Source organism: Streptomyces sp. SP17BM10 (assembly GCF_036322405.1).
Taxonomy (GTDB): domain Bacteria; phylum Actinomycetota; class Actinomycetes; order Streptomycetales; family Streptomycetaceae; genus Kitasatospora.
This window is the reverse complement of the sequence record NZ_JAQYXB010000571.1, coordinates 78,192-99,692: the sequence shown is the minus strand read 5'-3', so window position 1 is coordinate 99,692 and position 21,501 is coordinate 78,192. Positions and strand designations below refer to the sequence as shown.

General features: G+C 73.5%; 16 protein-coding genes. 11 read left to right on the top strand and 5 right to left on the bottom strand.

The genetic code is table 11. From position 1 onward, the window contains the following. The first annotated feature begins 120 nt into the window (after nucleotides 1–120). On the top strand, nucleotides 121–1,587 hold the full coding sequence (locus tag PUR71_RS15735) for a cell division protein PerM (protein WP_329927613.1): 1,467 nt from the start codon (nucleotides 121–123) through the stop codon (nucleotides 1,585–1,587). Here the strand turns inward: PUR71_RS15735 and PUR71_RS15730 are convergent. Beyond that, on the bottom strand, nucleotides 1,584–2,168 hold the full coding sequence (locus tag PUR71_RS15730) for a hypothetical protein (protein ID WP_329927612.1): 585 nt from the start codon (nucleotides 2,166–2,168) through the stop codon (nucleotides 1,584–1,586). The two genes, PUR71_RS15735 and PUR71_RS15730, sit on opposite strands and share 4 nt — an antisense overlap. 324 nt (nucleotides 2,169–2,492) lie before the next feature. Here PUR71_RS15730 and purN point away from each other — a divergent pair, with 324 nt between their 5' ends. Beyond that, the gene (purN, locus tag PUR71_RS15725) at nucleotides 2,493–3,158 is read left to right on the top strand and encodes a phosphoribosylglycinamide formyltransferase (RefSeq protein WP_329927611.1); all 666 of its coding nucleotides are present in this window, start codon (nucleotides 2,493–2,495) and stop codon (nucleotides 3,156–3,158) included. A gap of 69 nt (nucleotides 3,159–3,227) precedes the next feature. Beyond that, nucleotides 3,228–4,805, top strand: coding sequence for a bifunctional phosphoribosylaminoimidazolecarboxamide formyltransferase/IMP cyclohydrolase (gene purH, locus PUR71_RS15720; RefSeq protein ID WP_329927610.1), 1,578 nt, complete (start codon nucleotides 3,228–3,230; stop codon nucleotides 4,803–4,805). A 99-nt stretch (nucleotides 4,806–4,904) separates the two neighbouring features. On the opposite strand, the gene PUR71_RS15715 is transcribed toward purH, so the two are convergent. After that, complete coding sequence (locus PUR71_RS15715; RefSeq protein WP_329927609.1) at nucleotides 4,905–5,540, bottom strand: hypothetical protein; 636 nt, start codon at nucleotides 5,538–5,540, stop codon at nucleotides 4,905–4,907. A gap of 500 nt (nucleotides 5,541–6,040) precedes the next feature. On the opposite strand from PUR71_RS15715, the gene PUR71_RS15710 reads away from it, so the two are divergent. The 6 genes from PUR71_RS15710 (at nucleotide 6,041) to PUR71_RS15685 (ending at nucleotide 11,609) form a co-directional block, all read left to right on the top strand. Continuing rightward, entirely contained in the window at nucleotides 6,041–6,895 is an 855-nt protein-coding gene (locus tag PUR71_RS15710; protein WP_329927608.1) for a bifunctional methylenetetrahydrofolate dehydrogenase/methenyltetrahydrofolate cyclohydrolase, read from the top strand. A 23-nt stretch (nucleotides 6,896–6,918) separates the two neighbouring features. Then, nucleotides 6,919–7,347: a DUF3017 domain-containing protein gene (locus tag PUR71_RS15705; protein WP_329927607.1), complete on the top strand. Its 429-nt coding sequence runs from the start codon at nucleotides 6,919–6,921 to the stop codon at nucleotides 7,345–7,347. 246 nt (nucleotides 7,348–7,593) lie between these two features. Next, the gene (locus PUR71_RS15700) at nucleotides 7,594–8,586 is read left to right on the top strand and encodes a malate dehydrogenase (protein WP_329927606.1); all 993 of its coding nucleotides are present in this window, start codon (nucleotides 7,594–7,596) and stop codon (nucleotides 8,584–8,586) included. Between the two features lie 75 nt (nucleotides 8,587–8,661). Then, on the top strand, nucleotides 8,662–9,987 hold the full coding sequence (locus tag PUR71_RS15695; RefSeq protein ID WP_329927605.1) for a hemolysin family protein: 1,326 nt from the start codon (nucleotides 8,662–8,664) through the stop codon (nucleotides 9,985–9,987). Between the two features lie 30 nt (nucleotides 9,988–10,017). After that, nucleotides 10,018–11,058, top strand: a complete 1,041-nt coding sequence (trpS, locus tag PUR71_RS15690) for a tryptophan--tRNA ligase (protein ID WP_329927604.1) — start codon at nucleotides 10,018–10,020, stop codon at nucleotides 11,056–11,058. Continuing rightward, nucleotides 11,055–11,609, top strand: a complete 555-nt coding sequence (locus PUR71_RS15685; protein ID WP_329927603.1) for a 2'-5' RNA ligase family protein — start codon at nucleotides 11,055–11,057, stop codon at nucleotides 11,607–11,609. Before trpS ends, PUR71_RS15685 begins: the two co-directional genes overlap by 4 nt. Nucleotides 11,610–11,653: 44 nt before the next feature. On the opposite strand, the gene PUR71_RS15680 is transcribed toward PUR71_RS15685, so the two are convergent. Both PUR71_RS15680 and PUR71_RS15675 read right to left on the bottom strand, forming a co-directional pair. Beyond that, the gene (locus tag PUR71_RS15680; protein ID WP_329927602.1) at nucleotides 11,654–14,164 is read right to left on the bottom strand and encodes a CDP-glycerol glycerophosphotransferase family protein; all 2,511 of its coding nucleotides are present in this window, start codon (nucleotides 14,162–14,164) and stop codon (nucleotides 11,654–11,656) included. 284 nt (nucleotides 14,165–14,448) lie between these two features. Next, nucleotides 14,449–18,021, bottom strand: a complete 3,573-nt coding sequence (locus PUR71_RS15675; RefSeq protein ID WP_329927601.1) for a bifunctional glycosyltransferase/CDP-glycerol:glycerophosphate glycerophosphotransferase — start codon at nucleotides 18,019–18,021, stop codon at nucleotides 14,449–14,451. A gap of 136 nt (nucleotides 18,022–18,157) precedes the next feature. Between PUR71_RS15675 and PUR71_RS15670 the strand changes: the two genes are divergently transcribed. After that, a complete protein-coding gene (locus tag PUR71_RS15670) occupies nucleotides 18,158–19,156 on the top strand; it encodes a glycosyltransferase family 2 protein (RefSeq protein ID WP_329927600.1) in 999 nt (332 codons plus the stop codon). Between the two features lie 62 nt (nucleotides 19,157–19,218). Then, nucleotides 19,219–20,148 (top strand): YihY/virulence factor BrkB family protein, encoded by a 930-nt coding sequence (locus tag PUR71_RS15665; protein ID WP_329927599.1) that lies wholly within the window; start codon nucleotides 19,219–19,221, stop codon nucleotides 20,146–20,148. 28 nt (nucleotides 20,149–20,176) lie between these two features. Here PUR71_RS15665 and PUR71_RS15660 read toward each other — a convergent pair whose 3' ends face one another. Continuing rightward, nucleotides 20,177–21,394, bottom strand: a complete 1,218-nt coding sequence (locus PUR71_RS15660; protein WP_443077455.1) for a D-alanyl-D-alanine carboxypeptidase family protein — start codon at nucleotides 21,392–21,394, stop codon at nucleotides 20,177–20,179. Between the last annotated feature and the right edge of the window lie 107 nt (nucleotides 21,395–21,501).

Below are 21,501 nucleotides of genomic sequence, written 5' to 3'. Positions count from 1 at the left end.
GCCGGGGCGCGGACGGCTTGGGGGTAGGGTCTGAAAATGCGCATAAGCCAATAATCTGGGACACGACGGCGGTTTGCCGCTTCACGGAGCATGGCGAGTCGCCTTGGCACCATGAGGCGCATGACGCAGCTGATGGGCCGTCCGATCCTGGAGGTGCCGGGCGAACTGGGCGCTCGCCCCGCCCTGGCCGACCTCCTGGCGGGGGTGCGGACGGCGCTGGTCGGCCTCGCGGCGGTCGGGGTGCCGGTGCTCGGCCTGTGGGTGGCGACGCCCTACGCGGACGACGGCGCGACCGGTGCGACGCGGCTCGCGGGGGCGCTGTGGCTGCTGGGACACGGCGCGCCGCTCCTGCGCGGGAGTGCGGGGGCGCCGCTGACCGTCACCCCGCTGCTGATCGGCCTGCTGGCGGTGGTTCAGCTGTTCAGGGCGGGCGCCCGGGTGTCGGCGCGGCGGGGGCTGCGGTCGTGGTGGGGCGGCCCGGTGGCGGTGTGGGCGGGGTACTGCGGTGTGGCGGTCGCGGTCGTGGTGCACTGCGCCGGCGCGGGGCTGTTCCGCACGCGGGTGCTGCCGGACGTCCTGGCGGTCGGGCTCCTGGCCGCGTTCGCGGTCACCGCGGGGGCCCGGTCGACGCGCGAGGTCCGCGAGACCGACGAGCCCTACGAGGTCCACGAGCCCTACGAGGTCCGCGAGCCGTATGGCCCCTACACGCCGTACGAACCGCATGTGCCGGACGACTCCGGCGTGCTCGGGACCGCGTTCGCGAGCCGCCTCCTCGACCGCCTCCCCGAGCGCGCCCGTCCGGCGGACTGCGCGGAGACCGTCCGCCGGGCGGCGCTCGCGGCCGGGGCGGGGCTGGTGGCGGCGGGCGGGGTGCTGGTCGCCGTCGCGGCGGTGTCGGACGCGGTGACCGGTGGCGGCCGGGGGATGGCCGTGCTGGGCCGGGGCCCCACGGCCGTCCTGGGGCTGGTGCTGCTGGCGGTGGTGCTGCTGCCGAACGCCGTCCTGTGGGGCGCGGCGTACGCGCTGGGGCCGGGGTTCGCCGTGGGGGAGGGGACGGCGGTGGCGCCGGGCGGCACGGCGCTCGGGCCGGTGCCGGACTTCCCGTTGTTCGCGCTGCTCCCGGAATCCGGCCCGGGCGGCTGGCGGCTCGCGGCGATCGCGCTCCCCGCCCTGGCCGGGGTGGTCCCGGCGGTGCTGCTCGGGCGGGCCGCGGCGCGGCGCGCGTGGTACCCGGCCGCGACGGCCGTGGCAGCCGTGTTGGCCGCGCTGCTGACGGGCGCCGCGGCGGCCGCGCTGGGCTGGCTGTCCGGCGGCGCGCTGGCGGGCGGCCGGATGGCCCGGCTCGGACCGGTGCCGTGGTGGGCGGGCCTGGCGGCGGCGGGCTGGTTCGTCGTGGTGGTGGTGCCCGGGGCGCTGCTGGTGCGCCTCCGGGCGCTGGGCCCGGCCGCCCGGACCCCGGGCGCCGGCGTCCTCGCGGACCTGGCCGGCCACGCCCGCCGGACCGGCTGGCAACTGCGCGCCCGCGCACACGCTGCGGTGCTGCGGCTGAGCGGAAGCGCCCCCGAGCCGTCCGAAGGCGTGTCCTAGTTCCGGCCGTTCCCGACCAGGTCGACGTACCACTGCGGCGCGAGCCGGCTGCAGTTGTCGGCGCCGACCGTCGTCAGCGAGTCGCGGACGCAGGTCACGTAGTCGTCGTAATAGAGCCCGAGGCCGATCACCGAGGACGCGACCACGACGGTCATCGCGCCGGTGAGCACCCCGGCGAGCGCGGCCGGCGTGAGCGGGTTCGGCCCGGCGGGCGCGACGCCCACGGCGGTGGAGGGCCGGGGCGCGCGCATCGCGCCGATGCCCCAGACGATGCCGAGCACGCCGACGAACAGCGCCACCCAGGTGACCCCGGCGAGCACGCAGATCAGCGCGAACAGCCCGGCGAGCGCCGCGTTGCGGGCCTTGCGCTGGGCCGGATCGGTGGGGTCGAGCCGCGGCGGCTGCGGGGCCGGCGGGCGGGGCTGCCAGCCGTCGCCGTCGGCTCGGCCGGGGCGTTCGCCGTCGGGGCCGTCGCCGCCGTCGGCGGACCGGGGGGCGCGCGGCTGCCACGGCTGGTCCGGGGCATCCGCCGGCGGCGGCGCGAAGGGGTTGCGCTCGCCGGGGTTGTCACCGCTGCTCATGGTTTCCGCCATTCCTTCTCGGTCGGTGGGGCGGGTGCCCGTGTCCCTATGATCCCGCAGCGGTCCGGCGGGCCCCCGGCGGCCTGCCGGGCCGGTTGTGGGGAGATCCCCGTCTCAACTACGCGCGTAGCCCCGGTCGGAGCGTTCAGGGGCCGTCCGACCAGCCGTTATCGTGGTGACGGTCAGCAGCTCACAGAGGTTCCCCGGAGCCCGCGTCGCGGCGGGTTCTCCTGGTGTTCCCCCTCGCTCGACCTGCCGTTCGTAGTGGCCCCACCGCCGGTGGACGTACCAGCGGGCGGCGCCCGACCTACGGAGAATCGCGCAGTGGCCGCCGCCCCCGCCCAGCTCTTCCCGCCCCGTACGCCCGGACCCGCCCGTCTGGTGGTGCTGGTCTCCGGCTCGGGCAGCAACCTGCAGGCGCTGCTCGACGCCGCCGCCGACCCGGCCTACGGGGCCGAGATCCTCGCCGTGGGCGCGGACCGCGACGGCATCGCGGGCCTGGAGCGCGCCGAGCGGGCGGGCGTGCCGACCTTCGTCCACCGGGTCAAGGACCACGCGGACCGCGCCGACTGGGACCGCGCGCTGACCGCCTCCGTCGCCGCCCACGAGCCGGACCTCGTCGTCACGGCCGGCTTCATGAAGATCCTCGGCCCCGAGTTCATCGCGGCCTTCGCGGGGCGGATCGTCAACACCCACCCCGCTCTGCTGCCCTCCTTCCCCGGCGCCCACGGCGTCACCGACGCCCTCGCGTACGGGGTCAAGGTCACGGGCTGCACCGTCCACCTGGTCGACGCCGGGGTGGACACCGGGCCGATCATCGCGCAGGGCGTCGTCGAGGTCGCCGACGCCGACCACGCCGATGGCGGCGAAGCGCTGCACGAGCGCATCAAGACTGTCGAGCGCAAGCTGCTCGTCGACGTCGTGGGCCGGCTGGCCCGCGAAGGTCACCGCATCGAGGACCGAAAGGTATGGATTCCGGCACATGAGTGAGCGGAGCGAACGAATCATCGAGCATGGTGCCTGGCGCGTGGCGCCCGCCGAGCGCAGCGAGGTGGGAGCATGAGCGCCGGCTCCACCACCCCCCCTGTCTCCGAGAACGTCCGTCCGATCCGTCGTGCGCTGATCAGCGTGTACGACAAGACCGGTCTGGAGGAGCTGGCCCAGGGCCTGCACGCCGCCGGGGTCGCCATCGTCTCCACCGGCTCCACGGCGGGTCGCATCGCCGCCGCCGGCGTCCCGGTGACCGAGGTCTCCGAGCTGACGGGCTTCCCGGAGTGCCTGGACGGGCGTGTGAAGACGCTGCACCCCCGCGTGCACGCCGGCGTGCTCGCCGACCTGCGCCTGGAGTCGCACCGCGCGCAGCTGGCCGAGCTCGGCGTCGAGCCATTCGACCTGGTCGTCGTGAACCTCTACCCGTTCAAGGCCACCGTCGCCTCCGGCGCCACCCCGGACGAGTGCGTCGAGCAGATCGACATCGGCGGTCCGAGCATGGTCCGCGCCGCCGCCAAGAACCACCCGTCGGTGGCCGTCGTGGTCGACCCGGCCCGCTACGGCGACGTGCTGACGGCCGCCCGCGAGGGCGGCTTCGACCTGGCCACCCGCAAGCGCCTGGCCGGTGCCGCGTTCGCCCACACCGCCGCCTACGACGTGGCCGTCGCCTCCTGGTTCGAAGCCGGCTACGCCCCGAGCGACGAGCGCTTCCCCGAGTTCCTGGGCGCCACCTGGGAGCGGCAGGACGTGCTGCGCTACGGCGAGAACCCGCACCAGGGCGCCGCGCTGTACAGCGACGGCACCGGCGGCCTGGCCGGCGCGCAGCAGTTGCACGGCAAGGAGATGTCGTACAACAACTTCGTCGACACCGACGCCGCCCGCCGCGCCGCGTACGACCACGCCGATCCGGCCGTCGCGATCATCAAGCACGCCAACCCGTGCGGCATCGCGACCGGCGCCGACGTCGCCGAGGCGCACCGCAAGGCGCACGAGTGCGACCCGGTCTCCGCGTACGGCGGCGTGATCGCGGTCAACCGCCCGGTCACCGTCGAGCTGGCCGAGCAGATCGCCCCGATCTTCACCGAGGTCGTCGTGGCCCCCGGCTACGAGGAGGGCGCGGTCGAGGTCCTGGCCCGCAAGAAGAACCTGCGCGTGCTGCTCGCCCCCGACGCCCCGGCCAACCGCCAGGAGGTGCGCCCCGTCTCCGGCGGCGTGCTGCTCCAGGACGCCGACCGGGTGCACGCCGAGGGCGACGACCCGGCGAACTGGACGCTGGCCAGCGGCGAGGCGCTGTCCGCGGCGGAGCTGGCCGAGCTGGCCTTCGCCTGGCGGGCCTGCCGGGCGGTCAAGTCCAACGCGATCCTCCTGGCCAAGGACGGCGCCTCGGTCGGCGTCGGCATGGGCCAGGTCAACCGCGTCGACTCGTGCAAGCTCGCGGTCGAGCGGGCCGGCGAGCGGGCCAAGGGCTCGTACGCGGCCTCGGACGCGTTCTTCCCGTTCCCGGACGGCCCGGAGATCCTGATCGCCGCGGGCGTCAAGGCGATCGTGCAGCCGGGCGGTTCGATCCGCGACGAGCAGGTCGTCGAGGCCGCCACCAAGGCGGGCGTGACGATGTACTTCACCGGCGCGCGCCACTTCTTCCACTGACGCTGACGTCGCGTCGCCGTGACGGCGTGACGGGACACGGGAGCGGCCCGGCCCCCTCCGAGAGGGGGTCGGGCCGCCGCGCGTCTCCGTGCGGGCCGGTCAGTAGCGCGGCCGGTTGAACCAGGCGACGCCGTCCCGGGTGGTCACGGCGGCGATCCACAGCACGCTGATCGCGATCCACAGCACGCCGATGGCCACCCCGAGCCCGGCGCCCGCCGCGGCGCCCGCGACCTGGGAGTTGGCGCCTCCGGTGATCGAGCTGATCAGCACGCCGAGGCCGAGCAGCACGGCGACCGAGCCGTACACGATGGTGGTGATCCGGGTGGCCGGGCCGCCGCTGCCGAACTTCACGCCGAGCGTGATGGAGAGCACCGCGGCGAGCAGGTAGACGACCCCGATGACCAGCAGGATGCTCGCCGCCGCGTTGCCGAAGATCGCGGTTTCGCTGCCGGTGGTGTGCTCGTTGGCGACCTTCTTGGCGCCGCCGGCACCGAGCAGCAGGACGGCCGTGATGATCACCTGCACCGCGCCGATGATGAACAGGAACACCCGGGCGGTGACCATCAGGCCCGGCATCGACATGCGCTGCGGCGCGGCCGGCGGGTACCCGTACATCGGCTGCGCGGCCTGCTGCGGGTAGCCGTACCCGGCGGCCGGCGGGGCCTGCTGCGGGTAGCCGTACCCGGGCTGCTGCGGCTGGCCGTACGGGTTGTTCGGGTCGGGCGGGTAACTCATCGAAGCCTCCGGGCAGTTACGGGGACGTGGGGACGGGACGGCGGAGCGCCCGGAGCCGGCCGGCGGGCCGGGGCGCCGGGCGGACGGGACGCCGGGCGGGCGCGTCGGCGGTACGGCGACGGTGCCGTGGTGCCGGGCGCCGGCGGCTCAGGAACGTGCCCGGTGCGGAGCGAGCGGGAACGGCTGCGGCGCGCCGGACGGCGCGGTGTCGTGTGGTCGGCTCACTGCTACTTTCCCCCGGGTCCGCCCCGCCGTGGTGTCCGTCGGCCCGTCACCGGGCCGGTCGTGGCAGGGCCGTGCCCATATCGTCGACCGGGCGGGAGCACCGTGTCCAGCCGCCCCCGCGGCGGTGGCGAGACTGTGGCGCAACCGCAACGCGGCACCGGCCTTCCGTGTCCGTCCCGTTCCGCCGCCGCCCGTCGCGGTCCGTCGCGCCTTCGGTCCGGAGCCGGACCGGCGCCGTGGTACGGAGGCGGGCCGGGATCCGGGAGAATGGGGTCATGACTGCCCAGATTCTCGATGGCAAGGCCACTGCTGCCGCGATCAAGTCCGAACTCGCCGTCCGCGTGGCGGCCCTCAAGGCGAAGGGCGTCACGCCCGGCCTCGGCACCGTCCTGGTCGGCGACGACCCGGGCAGCCGCTGGTACGTGAACGGCAAGCACAAGGACTGCGCCGAGGTCGGCATCGCCTCGATCCAGCGCGAGCTGCCCGCCACCGCCACCCAGCAGGACGTCGAGGACGTCGTCCGCGAGCTCAACGCGGACCCGGCCTGCACCGGCTACATCGTCCAGCTGCCGCTGCCCAAGGGCCTGGACCAGAACCCGGTCCTGGAGCTCATGGACCCGGACAAGGACGCGGACGGCCTGCACCCGACCTCGCTCGGCCGCCTCGCCCTCGGCATCGAGGGCCCGCTGCCCTGCACCCCGCTGGGCATCGTCGAGCTGCTGCGCCGCCACGACGTCGAGATCAACGGTGCCGAGGTGGTCGTGGTCGGCCGCGGTGTCACCGTCGGCCGCTCGATCGGCCTGCTGCTGACCCGCCGCTCCGAGAACGCCACCGTCACCCTGTGCCACACCGGCACCCGGGACCTGGCCTACCACCTGCGCAAGGCCGACATCATCGTGGCCGCCGCCGGCGTGCCGCACCTGATCAAGCCGGAGGACGTCAAGGCCGGCGCGGCCGTCCTGGACGTGGGCGTCAGCCGCAGCGAGGGCAAGATCGTCGGCGACGTGCACCCGGGCGTGGCCGAGGTGGCCGGCTGGATCTCCCCGAACCCCGGAGGCGTGGGCCCGATGACCCGCGCGATGCTGCTCAACAACATCGTCGAGGCGGCCGAGCGCCGCGCCGGCGTCTGATCACTCCCCGGGAGACGGCGGACATGAGCGACCCACGACCTTCGGCGCGGTCCCGGCAGCGGCCGGTCAAGACCACCGGCACGATCCCGCCGGAGGGCTCGGCCGCGGCGCTCGGGCGCGAGCACGCCCTGCCGGTGCGGCAGTGGCCGATAACGCTGGTCCTGCTGGTGGTCGGCGCCGGGCTGGCGGTCACCTGGTTCGCCGACTTCAAGGACGGCTTCAAGTACGGGCTGCTGATCCTCGGCGGCGGCGTGCTGCTCGGCGCCGTCCTGCGGCTGGTGCTGCCCGAGGTCGGGATGCTCGCGGTCCGCAGCCGCTTCACCGACGTGATCGTGCTGGGCTTCCTGGGCTCGGCGATCGTCCTGCTGACGCTGGTGGCCCAGCCGAACCCGTGGCTGGAGTTCCCGCTGCTGGACAACATCGGGCAGCTGATCGGACGTCCCAAGCACTGATCCCGTGCCGGCCCCGTGCCGGCCCCGTGCCGGTCGCGCGGCACCGCCCGCGCCACGGCCCCCGTCCCGGTCCTTCCGGGCGGGGGCCGTGGTGTTCTCCGCTGTGACGCATCAGCCACGCCCGCGCACGCGGCGTACGCTTCCCTTTGCGATAACCTGACGCCGGTCTCTCGATGTCGAGAGACCATCCTCGGCTCCAGTGCCGGTGTGCCTGGGGCACCTGGCGATTTGCTGGAGAAGGTAGAAATGACCCGCACCCCCGTCAACGTCACCATCACCGGAGCCGCCGGCCAGATCGGCTACGCGCTGCTCTTCCGCATCGCCTCGGGCCACCTGCTCGGTGCCGACGTGCCGGTGAACCTGCGCCTCCTGGAGATCCCGCAGGGCCTGAAGGCCGCCGAGGGCACCGCGATGGAGCTCGTGGACTGCGCGTTCCCGCTGCTGCGCGACATCACCATCACCGACAACCCGAACGAGGCCTTCGACGGCGCCAACGTCGCCCTGCTGGTCGGCGCCCGTCCGCGCACCGCGGGCATGGAGCGCGGCGACCTGCTGCAGGCCAACGGCGGCATCTTCGGCCCGCAGGGCAAGGCCATCAACGACCACGCCGCAGACGACATCAAGGTCCTGGTCGTCGGCAACCCGGCCAACACCAACGCCCTGATCGCCCAGCGCAACGCCCCGGACGTCCCGGCCGAGCGCTTCACCGCGATGACCCGCCTGGACCACAACCGCGCGGTCGGCCAGCTGTCCGCCAAGACCGGCGCCCTGGTCTCGGACATCAAGCGCGTCACCATCTGGGGCAACCACTCCGCGACCCAGTACCCGGACATCTTCCAGGCCGAGGTCGCCGGCAAGCCGGCCTTCGAGGCCGTCGGCGCCGACCAGGCCTGGCTGGAGAACGACTTCATCCCGACCGTCGCCAAGCGCGGCGCGGCCATCATCGACGCCCGCGGCGCCTCCTCGGCCGCCTCGGCCGCCAACGCCGCCATCGACCACGTGCACACCTGGGTCAACGGCACCGCCGAGGGCGACTGGACCTCGATGGGCGTCGTCTCCGACGGCTCCTACGGCGTCCCGGCCGGCCTGATCTCCTCCTTCCCCGTCACCACCAAGGACGGCAAGTTCGAGATCGTCCAGGGCCTGGAGATCTCCGACTTCTCCCGCGCCCGCATCGACGCCTCGGTCAAGGAGCTGACCGAGGAGCGCGACGCGGTCCAGGAGCTCGGCCTCATCTGAGCCGACCGGCTTCTTCGACGGCCCGCCGCCTCCCTCCCGGGGAAGCGGCGGGCCGTCGCCTTACACTGGCGCGCTGTGAACGAAACCATCGGGGACGCGGCGCTCGTCCTCGTCTTCATCCTCCTGGGCGGCCTCTTCAACGTCGCCGAGATCTCGCTGATCTCGCTGCGCGAGGGCCAGATCCGGACGCTGGAGGCGCAGGGCACCCGGCGCTCGGCCCGGGCCGCGCACCTGGCCGCCGACCCCAACCGCTTCCTCGCCGCCGTGCAGGTCGGCGTGACCTGCATGGGCTTCCTGTCCGCCGCCTTCGGCGCGGACACGCTGTCCGGGAAGGTCGCCCCGCTGTTCGTGAGGGCCGGGCTCACCCAGGGCGTCGCCGACGCCGTCGCGCTGGTCGGGCTCACCCTGGTGATCAGCTACGTCTCGCTGGTGCTCGGCGAGCTGACCCCCAAGCGGATCGGCCTCCAGCGCGCCGAGTCGATCGCGGTGACCGCCGCGCCCGTCGTGGACGTGATGTCCTCGGTGCTGCGGCCGGTGATCTGGCTGCTCGGGCACTCGACCAACATGATGGTCCGGCTGCTGGGCGGCGACCCGAGCGCCGGGCGCGGCTCGATGAGCTCCGAGGAGCTCCGCGGCCTGGTCGCCGCCAACACCGAACTCGGGAGCGACGAACGGGCGTTGATCGCCGACGTGTTCTCCGCCGGGGAGCGGCAGCTGCGCGAGGTGATGGTCCCGCGCACCGAGGTGACCTTCCTGGACGCCGAGCGCGCGCTGACCGCCGTCCGCCACCAGGCCGAGACCTCGCCGCACTCGCGCTACCCGGTGGTCGAGGGCAGCGCCGACGCCGTGGTCGGCTTCGTCCACGTCCGAGACCTGTACGGCACGCGCGGCGAGCAGGCCGTCAAGGTCCGCGACCTGGCCCGCCCGGTGAAGTTGCTGCCCGGCACCAAGCTGGTGCTGGAGGCGATGGGCGAGATGCGCCGCGAGGGCCACCACCTGGCGATCGTGGTCGACGAGTACGGCGGCACCGCGGGCATCGTCACCCTGGAGGACCTGGTCGAGGAGGTCATCGGCGAGATCCGGGACGAGTACGACCGTCCGCAGACCGCCACCATCCGCCGGCTGGCCGGCGGCGGCATGGAGCTGGACGGCCTGCTCAACCTCGGCGACTTCGCGGAGGAGACCGGCGTCACCCTCCCGGAGGGCCCGTACGAGACGGTGGCCGGCTGCCTGGTCGCCTCGCTCGGCCGGCTGCCCAGGGACGGTGACCAGGTGCGGGTGCCGGTCGAGGGCGGCGGCGGGGTGCTGCTGACGGTGGCCAAGCTGGAGGGCCGGCGGATCGCCCGGGTCAGGGTGAGTGCCGTCACACTGTCGGAACCTCCAGGGGCAGAGGTTTCCTGACCGCCCGGTGGAACTGGAACAATGGCCCGCATGGTCAACGCAGCGGTCACTGGTCCGGTCAAGGACCGTCCCCGGGTGCTCTCCGGCATCCAGCCCACCTCCGGGTCGTTCCACCTCGGCAACTACCTCGGCGCGGTGCGCCAGTGGGTCGACCTGCAGAAGGACAACGACGCCTTCTACATGGTGGTCGACCTGCACGCGATCACGGTGCCGCAGGACCCGGCGACCCTGCGCGAGAACACCCGGATCTCGGCCGCCCAGCTGCTCGGCGCCGGCCTGGACCCGGAGCACTGCACGCTCTTCGTCCAGTCGCACGTGCCCGAACACGCGCAGCTGGCCTGGGTGATGAACTGCCTCACCGGCTTCGGCGAGGCCTCCCGGATGACCCAGTTCAAGGACAAGTCGGCCCGCTACGGCGCCGACAGCACCACGGTCGGCCTGTTCACCTACCCGATCCTCCAGATCGCCGACATCCTGCTCTACCAGGCGGACGCCGTCCCGGTCGGCGAGGACCAGCGCCAGCACGTGGAGATCACCCGGGACATCGCGGAGCGCTTCAACTCCCGCTACACCCCGACCTTCACCGTCCCGAAGGCGTACATCCTCAAGGAGACGGCGAAGATCCAGGACCTCCAGGACCCGGCCGTCAAGATGAGCAAGTCGGCCTCCTCGCCCAAGGGCCTGGTCAGCCTGCTGGACGACCCGAAGGTCAGCGCCAAGAAGTTCAAGAGCGCCGTCACCGACACCGGCACCGTCGTCTCCTACGACGAGGAGGAGAAGCCCGGCGTCTCCAACCTCCTGCGCATCCACTCCGCGCTCAGCGGCCAGTCCGTCGAGCAGCTGGTCGCCCACTTCGAGGGCACGATGTACGGCGCCCTGAAGACCGAGCTGGCCGAGCTGTTCACCGAGTGGGTCACCCCCTTCCAGGAGCGCACCCGCACCTACCTGGACGACCCGGCCGAGCTGGACCGGGTGCTGGCGCTCGGTGCGGACAAGGCCCGCGCGGTGGCGTCCCGGACGCTGGAGACGGTGTACGACCGGATCGGCTTCCTCCCGGCCGCCAAGCGGTGACTCCCCTCACACGCCTGCCCGGTGGTGGCGACCTCCCCGAGGTCGTCACCATCGGCGTGTCCGTGAGCGTCCCCGACCCGTACGGCGCGCGGATCCAGGACGCCAGGGCCGGGCACGGCGACCCGCTCGCCCGGTCGATACCGACGCACGTCACGCTGCTGCCGCCGACCGAGGTGCCGGCCGGGGAACTGTCCAAGATCGAGGAGCACCTGGCGGCGGTGGCGGCGGCACACCGGCCGTTCCGGATGCTGCTGCGCGGCGGCGGCACCTTCCGCCCGGTCTCCCCGGTGGTGTTCGTCCGGGTCGAGGAGGGCGCGCAGGAGTGCCGGCTGCTGGAGGCGGACGTCCGCTCCGGCCCGCTGGCCCGTGAGCTGGCGTTCCCGTACCACCCGCACGTGACGGTGGCGCACGGCCTGCCGGACGACGTGCTGGACCAGGCGTACGAGCAGGCGCGCGGCTTCCGGGCGGCGTTCACGGTGCCCGGCTTCGGCCTCTCCCGGTTCGACGCGGACGAGGTCTGGCGGCCCTGGCGGAGCTACTCCTTCGGGTGACCCGCGGGTCCGCCGAGCCGGTGGAACCGGCCGGAGCGGCCGGATCAGCTGGCGGTGCGGGTGAGTTCGAGCATCCGGTCGACGACCCGGCGGGCCGCGCCGCCGTCGTCCAGCGCGCAGTGGGCGGCCCGGAAACGGCGGTAGCGCTCCGCGTACCGGTCGGTCAGTCCGTCGTCGCCGTCGGCGAGTTCGCGCAGCGCGCCGATCAGCTCCACCGAGTCCGGGACGAGCGGGCCGGGGGCCTGCGTCTCGAAGTCGAAGTAGAAGCCGCGCAGGGTGTCGCGGTAGTGCTCCAGGTCGTAGGTGAAGAAGAGCACCGGGCGGCCGGTGATCGCGAAGTCGAACATGATCGACGAGTAGTCGGTCACCAGCACGTCCGCGACCAGCAGCAGCTCCTGGACGTCGGGGTAGTCGGCGCAGTCGTACAGGAAGCCGTCCCCGGCGCCCGGCAGCGGCTCGCGGACGTGCGCGTGCGGGCGGATCAGCAGCACGTGGTCCTGGCCGAGGGCGCGGCGAGCGTGCTCGACGCCGATCCGCAGGTCGAGCCGGAAGCCGTCGCCGTCGCCGCGCTGCTGGTCCTCGCGCCAGGTCGGCGCGTACAGCACGATCCGCTTGCCCTCGGGGATGCCGAGGCGGCGGCGGACGGCCGCGGCGGTGCGCTCGTCGGGCCGGGCCAGCACGTCGTTGCGCGGGTAGCCGGCCTCCAGGATCTCGCCGCCGTAGCGGAACGCCCGGCGCAGGATCGGGGTGGCGAACGGGCTGGGGGAGACGAGCACGCTCCACTGCGGCGTCTCGCGGTCGAGCGCGTCCAGGTAGCCGTGGTCGGCGAGCCAGGGGTTCTCGACGTCGTGGGCGATGCGCTTCAGCAGCGAGCCGTGCCAGGTCTGCACGACGACCTGGCCGCGGCGGCGCTCCAGGAAGTCCGGGAAGTGGGTGTTGCCGACCAGGTACCGGCAGGTGGCCAGCGCCCGGTACCACTCGGGGCTCCAGATCCGCACCGCGGTGACCCCGGGCGGCAGGTCCGCCTGGGCGTCGTCGACCACCCACAGGTGCTCCAGCGGCAGGTCGCGGCGGACGAGTTCGGCGTGCACCGCGCGCGGGGAGTCGGCGTAGCCGCGGCCGCCGAACACGTCGTACAGCACGGCCTCGCGCAGCGGCTCGCGGCGGGCGGCGGGGTAGTCGTCGGCGCGCAGGCGGGACTGCGTCCAGGCGCTGCGCTCGGTGGCGGTGAGCACCGGCGTGGAGTCCACCAGCAGGGTGTCGTGCCAGCGGCGCTGGAGCAGGACGGGCTTGCCGCCGGCCTGGGTGGCGGCCGGCAGGGCGGCCAGCGCGCCGGGCGCGGCGAGCAGCGGGCGGGTCGGGCCGGAGCGGTCGGCGGGCTCCAGGGCGGCCTCCCAGATGCCCTTGCGCAGCGGCAGGGAGGTGCCGTCCGAGCCGGTGCGGGTGGCGGGCACCCGTACGCGGAAGCGGCCGTCGGCGCCGGCCTCGACCGGGCGGCGGACCTCGCCGGCCGTGCCGGTGTGCCGCAGCACCAGCTCCAGTCGGCCGGCGGCCGGGTCGGGGCAGTGCCCGGCGAGCTCGAAGGCGCCGGCCTTGACGGAGATCCGGTCGATCATGCCGGCCGCGGGCTGGACGCAGACCTGGAGCCGGCCGTCGGCGAGGTGCTTGAGGTAGAGCGCCCGGTCCGCGGTGCCGGGCAGCCGGTGCTGGCCGGCCACCGGGCCGCCGCGCTCGTCCACGACGAGCTGCTCGGTGCCGCCGTCGGGGCGGCGCAGTTCGGCGTCCCAGTGCTCCAGGTCGCCGGTGCCGCGGCCGTCGGCGGTGAACGGCCGGTAGGGCAGGTGGACGGCGAAGGCGTTGCCGGTGCGGGTGACGCGCTGTTCGACGACGGCGTCGCTCTCCCGGTGGCGCAGCCGCAGCACGGTGCCGGACGGGCAGTGGTCGGCGGTGCCGCGCAGGTCGAGGCCCCCGTCGACGGGGTCGGCGGCGGTGAGCCGGACGCCGGGTCGCTCCAGCAGCAAGTTGAGCCGGCCGTCGGTGAAGTGCGGCTGGAGGCGCACGTCGCGGTCGACCCAGCGGGCCGGCGGGTACTCGCCCGAGCCGCACCAGTGCGGGGCGAGGGTGCCGTACTGGCGGCGCACCCGGGTGGGGCGGGGGCGGGTGAAGAGGGTGGTCTCGATCTGCCAGTCGCCGAGCAGCCATTGGCCGTCGAGGCGCAGCCGGCCGGGCTCGATCACGGCGGTGAAGCCGGACCAGTCGTGGTTGTGTTCGGGCTGCGCGCTCTCGTCGGTGATCTCGGGCAGGCGCCGCGGCCGGGAGCGCACGTGGACGGGCGGCCGGGCGTCCTCGGGGTGGCGCAGGGTGAGCCAGGTCCAGGCGGAGCCCGCCCGGCCGGTGTCCTGGTCGTGCGGGCGGGCGAAGCCGGTGAGCTCCAGGCCGCGGCCGGCCCAGCGGGCGCGCAGCAGGCCGAAGTCGGCGTCCTCGGACGGGGTGGGCAGTGCGGTGGTCACGCGGGGGTCGGCATGGGGCAGGACGAGCCGCGTGAGCACTGGCATTTCGGGTGGAGCCCTTCGGGGACGGGAGCCCGGCGTGGGGCTGGGCCGGGGGTGTTGCCGACCGGCGGGAGCCGGAACGCTGACCGCCGAATTGACATCCCATACCGGGACGACACCCGGGGTCAACTGTACGGTTCGTAGAATTTCCTGAGAAATTTGCCGACGAAACGCCAGTTCGAGTGCAATGCGGGCGCAAAGGCCCGCATGTCCTCAGGTAACTCTCGGAAATGCCGAGGCGCCCGGCGCGAAATCGCACCGGACGCCTCGGGACGGTCGGGGGAGAATTACTCCTTTCGGAGCATCGCGTCGACGACGCGGGCCGAGGCCTTGCCGTCGTCCAGGTCGCAGTAGGCCTCGCGGAAAGCGGCGGCCCTGTCGGCGAATTCGGCGGCGATCTCGTCGACCCGGCCGAGCGCCGAGACGAGTTCGGCGGACGTGTTCAGCAGCGGACCGGGCACCACCGATTCGAAGTCCAGGCTGAAACCGCGCAGGTTGTCCCGGTAGTGCTCCAGGTCGTACGTGAAGAACAGCACCGGCTTGCCGGTCGACGCGAAGTCGAAGACCGCGGCCGAGTAGTCGGTGACCAGGACGTCGGCGATCAGCAGCAGCTCCGCCATGTCGGGGTAGCTGCCGACGTCCCAGACGTAGCCGTTGCCGGCACCCGGGATCTGACCGCACATCACGCTGTGCCGGCGCACCAGCAGCACCTGGTCCTCGCCGAGCGCGGCCTTGGCCGCGTCCAGGTCGACCCGCAGGTCGATCTGGTAGCCGCCGTTGGGCCGGCGCCGGTCCTCGCGCCAGGTCGGCGCGTAGAGCACGACCTTCTTGCCCTCGGGCAGGCCGAGGCGCTCGCGGACCTGCTCCGCGGTCTTCTCCCGGTCCGGGGCGAACAGCAGGTCGTTGCGGGGCGAACCGCTCTCCAGGATCTCGCCCTTGTAGTCGAAGGCGCGCCGGAGCAGCGGGGCCGACCAGCTGTTGCCGGCCACCAGGAGGTTCCAGTTCGGGACCTCCTTGGCGAGGCCCTTCAGGTAGTTGGAGTCGGTGAACCAGACCTTCTCGAAGTCCAGGCCGATCTGCTTCAGCGGCGTGCCGAGCCAGGTCTGCACGACCACCTGGCCGGGGCGGCGGACGAAGAAGTCGGGCAGGTGGGTGCTGGTGACGATGTACTTGGCGGTCGCCAGCGCCTCGAACCACTCCGGGCTCCACAGCCGGACCGCCTGCGCGGTCTGCGGCAGGTCGGCCTGGAGGTCGTCGCTGCCCCACAGGTGCTCCAGCGGCAGGCCGCGGCGCACGAGCTCCTCGTGGATCGCCCGCGGGGAGTCCGCGTAGAGGCCGCCGAGGCCGCCGTTGTACAGGACGGTCTCGCGCACCGGGTGCCGGCGGGCGGCCGGGTAGTCCACCGTCCGCAGCTGGCGCTGGCGGTAGCCGCTGCGCTCCTCGGGCAGCAGGGCCGAGTGCGCCTCCAGCGACAGGCCGTCGTGGTGGCGCCGCTCCAGCACTATCCGCTTGCCGCGGGACTCCACCTCCAGCGGCAGGGTGGCGAAGCAGTCCGGCGAGATCAGCGCGTGCAGGACGACGGCGGCGTCGACCGGGGCGCCGACCGGACGGAAGAAGACGTTCCAGGTGCCCTGGGCGAGCGGCACGCGCCCGGCGAAGGAGGCGGTCGGGACGGTCGGCAGCGCGGTGCGGAAGCGGCCGTCGGTGATCTCCACCGGGTAGACGTGCTCCTCCTCGCGCCAGTCGTGCCGGACGACGAGCTCCCAGCGGTGCGAGTCGGGCAGCGGGAAGGAGCCGCTCAGCAGGAAGCCGTCGGCGCCGCGCGAGGCGACCTCGTCCACGATCGGCTGGAGCAGCTGGTCGGAGAACTGCAGGTTCCCGGCGGGGGAGGGCTTGGAGTAGAGCGCGCGGCGCTCCGCGGTCGGCGCCTGCGGGTTGAGGACGACGTGCAGCTGCTCGGGCGCGTTGCGCTCGTCCCAGACCACCGGCACGGCGGTGCCGTCGGTGAGCACGAGGGCGGTGTCCCAGCGGTCACGGGCGCGCTCGGCGGCCACCGGGTCCAGCTCGGCCCAGGCCTCGCGGACGGCGGTCAGCTCGGCCGCCGGGAAGGAGACCGAGAACGGCTGCAGCGTGCCGACGGGCGAGCCCAGCTCCAGCGGGAAGGCCAGTTCGCGGTCGGACTCGACGTGGGTGAGCCGCAGGCGGGCCCCGGCGAAGCCCGCGCCGGAGCGGGCCGCGCCCGAGACCTCCACCCGGCCGGCGTGCGCGGCCAGGCCGGTCACCCGGGCCCGGACCGTCTCCACCTTCAGGTAGACGAAGTTGTCCCGCACCCACGGCACGATCCGCACGTCCGGCTCGACCCAGTGCGCCGGGATGTACTCGGCGGTGTCGCTCCAGCCGGCCGAGACCCGGCCCTTGTAGACGCCGCCCTTGCCCGCGCCGGCGACCAGGACGCGCCAGTGGCCGTCCTTCCACTGGCCGCGGTGCTTGAGCTTCTTCGGGTCGAGGGCGACGGTGAAGCCGGCCCAGTCGCAGCTGTACAGGTCGTGGCTGCAGCTCGCGGTGGCCTCGGGGCTGTACTGGGTCTTCATCGGCACGGCGACGACCCGGCGGCCCTTGGTCTCGCGCAGCACCAGCGTGCGGACCATGTCGTGCTTGCCGGCCGCGCCCAGCTGCTCCGGGTACGCGTGCCCGGTCAGCTCCAGCTTGCCGCCGACCCAGGCCGACTCGTACAGCCGGCTGCGCATGACCAGCGAGTTGTCCAGCTTCAGGACGCCGGCCGGGACGCTCTTGCGGCCGCCGCGCAGGAACGGGTAGTCGGCGTACGGGCGCAGCAGGCCGCGGGCCTGGACGCCACCGTTGCTCTCGCCCTCGTACTTGATCTGCTCGACGAACTCGTCGACCCGGCCCTGGAGGGTCAGGTGGTACTTGAGCCGCAGCGGCGCGCGCAGCTTGCGGACCTGCTCGGGGCCGATCGCCCGCAGCAGCCGGCTGACGTGCTTGACGTAGGCGTCCCGGTACTCCTTGTCGCCGTCCACGACGGACCAGAAGAACATCGGGATCTCCTCGACGAGGGTGTTCTCGTCGTAGGAGCGCAGGTACTGGGCGAAGCGCGGCTCGGTCTGCTTCTTCAGCCAGCCGCGGACCAGCTCGACCGAGGCGACGCGGTCGATCAGGCCCTTCGGGTTGGTGCGCATCTGCGTGATCGACATCTCGCCGACCTCGCGCTCGCGCCAGTGGTAGATCGGCTCGGCGAGCACGTCCACGCTCGTGGCGAGGTAGTGGTGCGGCACGCTGACCGGGGCGTCCTCGTACAGGATGCCCTCGGGGTACAGCAGGCCGGCCGCGTCGAAGAAGGAGCGGCGGTACACCTTGTTCCACGCGGTGCGGTCGGTGACCAGCGCCGGGATCTCGGTGATGTGGGTCTTGAGCCTGGTCTCCTTGAACGGCTTCACGTGGCCGCCGGACTGGTAGTAGCCCACCGCGCGGAAGCGCAGCACGTTGCCGGTGGCGAAGTCGGAGCCGGTCTCGTCCAGCGTGTTGATCATGAGCTCGTACGCGCTCGGCGGCATCGAGTCGTCGCTGTCCACGAAGCACAGGAACTCGGAGTCCGGGTCGATGTGCCGGATGCCGGTGTTGCGGGCCGCGCCGAGGCCCTTGTTCACCTGGCGGACCAGGCGGAACCGGGAGTCCTTGGCGGCGTAGGCCTCGGCGAGAGCCGCGCTGCCGTCCTTTGAACCGTCGTCGACCATCACACACTCGAAGTCGCCGAAGGTCTGGGCGGCGATCGAGTCGAGGCACTCGACGAGGTAGCGCTCGACGTTGTAGATCGGAACGACGATGGAGAGGCGGGGAGCCATCGGCTACGCAGGCCTTTCTCGGGAATCAGCGTGGCAGCCCGGGTCGGGTCTGGCCGCACTTTGAATCGGTGCGTACGTGCACCGCGATCCTACCGCCCGGGCCAAGGCGCCCCCGGGGGCCACTACGCTGGGGCCCGTGCCCCGCTTCAGCGTGATCGTCCCCGTGTACCAAGTCCAGGACTACCTCGCCGAGTGCCTCGACTCGGTCCTCGGCCAGGACGGTCCCGAATTCGAACTGATCGCGGTGGACGACCGCTCCCCGGACGGCTGCGGCGCGATGCTCGACGCGGCGGCCGCCGCGGACCCCCGCGTCCGGGTGCTGCACCTGCCGGAGAACGTCGGCCTCGGCCGCGCCCGCAACGCCGGCCTGGAGGTCGCCACCGGCGACTACGTGATCTTCCTCGACAGCGACGACACGCTCACCCCGGGCCTGCTCCGCGCCGTCGGCGACCGGCTCGCCGCCACCGGGGACCCGGACGTCCTGGTCTACGACTACGCCCGCACCTACGTCGACGGCCGGATCACCCGCGCCGCCTCCGCCCACGTCTTCGGCGCCGCCTCCCCGGACGTCTTCGACCTCGACGCCCGCCCCGACCTGCTCGACCTGCTCCAGGTCGTCTGGAACAAGGCCTACCGCCGCGGGTTCATCACCGAGCAGGAGCTGGCCTTCCCGGCCGGCTACTACGAGGACACCCCCTTCACGTACCCCGCGCTCCTCGCCGCCGGGAGCATCACCCTGCTGGACCGGATCGGCGTGCACTACCGCCAGCGCCAGGAGGGCGGCAACATCCTGGCCACCGCCAGCCGCAAGCACTTCGACGTCTTCGCCCAGTACGACCTGGTCTTCGCCTTCCTCGACCGCCGCCCCGACCTCGACCGCTGGCGCCCGGTGGTCTACGGCAAGATGCTGAACCACCTCAACACCGTCGTCGCCAAGCCCGGCCGGGTCCCGGCCGGCGCCCGCCGCGAGTACTTCCGCCGCGCCGCCGAGCACTGCGCCCGGCTGCGCCCGGCCGGCTACCGCCCGCCCGCCGGGGCGGACGGGGTGCGCGCCGAACTGCTCAGCCACGGCCGCTACGGCGCGTACCGGACGGTCCGCGCGCTCGCCCGGGCCCGGCGGCTGGTGCGGCGCTGAACCCGCCTGTCCCAGGTCGAGCCTGACGGCCGTTCGGGGGACGGGCCGGTATAACCGGTCGGGTGGACTTCCTGACCCGCCTCCCGCTCGTCGGCCCGCTCGTCGCGAGGCTGCTGCGCAGCCGCCCGTACCGGGTGTACGAGCACTTCACCGCCGCCCGCGGCAACCGGCTGGCCGGCGCGGTCACGTTCTTCGGCTTCCTCGCGCTGTTCCCGCTGCTCACCGTGGCACTCGCGATCGCCGTCGCGACCCTCAGCGACAGCCGGGTCGCCGACCTGCAGAAGCGCATCGCCGACCAGGTGCCGGGCATCTCCGACGCGCTCAACCTGCCGTCCCTGGTGTCCAACGCGGGCGCGGTCGGGCTGGTCAGCGGGGCGCTGCTGCTGCTCTCCGGCCTGGGCTGGGTGGACACCATGCGCACCTCGATCCGGGACGTGTGGCAGCTGCCCCTGGACGACGGCAACGTGATCCTGCGCAAGGCGTGGGACTGCGTGGTGCTCGGCGGCCTCGGCCTGGTGTCGCTGGTCTCGCTGGGCGCCTCCGCCGTCGGCACGACGCTCGCCGGGCGGATCGCCGACGCGATCGGCCTGCACAACGGCTACCTGCTCACCGGGGTCGGCCTGGTGATAGCGATCGCCTGCGACACCCTGCTGTTCGCCTACCTGCTCGGACCGTTCGCGGGGATACACGGCCAGCGCCGGCGCGACGTCCTGCAGGGCGCGCTGATCGGGGCGGTCGGCTTCGAGCTGCTGAAGATCCTGCTCGCGTCCTACCTCGGCTCGGTCGCCGGGAGGAGCCTGTACGGCGCCTTCGGCGTGCCGGTGGCGTTGCTGCTCTGGATGAACTCCGTCTGCCGCCTGCTGATGTACTGCGTCGCCTGGACGGCCCTGGCCGACCCGGTCGCCGCCCGCGAGCGCACCCGCGAACACGGGCGGGCGCTGCTGGCGGAGGTGGACGAGGCGGAGACGGTGGCGGCCCGGCCCCTGGGGTGAGGCCGGGCCGCCGCGGTGCGACGCCGCGTCAGCTGTCGCCGGTGGGAGCGGCCGTCCGGCGCTTCAGCACCACCAGGGCTCCGGCACCGGCCGACGCCCCGACGACGATCGCCAGCCAACCGGCGACGCCGATCCCGTCGTCCCCGTCGTCCCCGTCCTTCGAACCGGCCGCCGAGGCCTTCGCCGCGGGCGCCGACGGGTGCGGCGGCGGCGCGGGCGTCCCGGCCGTGCCGCCCGCCTGGCCGGTGGGCTCGTCGGTGCCGGGCTGCTGCTCGTCCACGAGCCGGCCGACCGGCTGCACCTTCCCGGCCGCGGCGAAGCCCCAGTCCAGCAGCGCGGCCGTCTCGTCGTAGACCTTCTGGTACGACGCCGGGTGCATCACCGTCACCAGCAGCGTGCGGCCGCCGCGCTCGGCGGCACCGACGAAGGTGGAGCCGGCGTTGGTCGTGGTGCCGTTCTTCACCCCGATCAGGCCCGGGTACTTGCCCAGCAGCCGGTCGGTGTTGGCGATGCCGAAGCTGCCGCGCTGGCCGGTGTTCTTGTCCACGGCGCCCGGGAACATCGCGTCCCGGGTGGCGCAGTAGCCCCGGAAGTCCGCGTTGCGCAGGCCGGCCCGCGCGAACAGGGACAGGTCGTAGGCCGAGGAGACCTGGCCGTCCATGTCGTAGCCGTCCGGGGAGATCACCTTGGTGTCCCGCGCCTGGAGGGCGTCCGCGCGGGCCTGCATCTCCGCGACGGTCTGCTGGACGCCGCCGTTCATGTGCGCGAGGACGTGCACGGCGTCGTTGCCCGAGCTGAGGAACACCCCGCGCCACAGGTCCTCGACCCGGTAGTCCAGGTTCTCCTTGATGCCGACCAGGCTGCTGCCGGCACCGATCCCCTGGATCTCCTCGTCCGCGACCCGGTGGACCGCGTTGCGGTCGAACTTGGGCAGGACGGTGTCCGCGAAGAGGATCTTCAGGGTGCTGGCCGGCGGAAGCCGCAGGTGCGGGTTGTAGGACGCCAGGACCTCTCCCGACGTGGCGTCGGAGACTATCCAGGACTGGCCGGTGAGGTCCCCCGGCAGCGCCGGGGCACCGGCCGTCGGTGAGACCTGGACACCGGACTGGCCGAGCCGGTCGCCGCCGACCACGGCCGGCGGGGCCGGCGCCGAGGGGGCCGCGGCCGCCGCCGGAACGACGAACAGGGCCGGCAGCGCGGCGGTGGCGGCGAACAGGTGCGCGAGCTTGCGAGGGCGTGCGATCACCCGCCGACCGTACCCACTCGGCGCCCCCGCCGTGCGCCACACCGGCAAGGTCCTCCGCAGGAGGGCCCCGCCCTACGCCGATCGGCAGCCCGCGCATACTGGGGGTG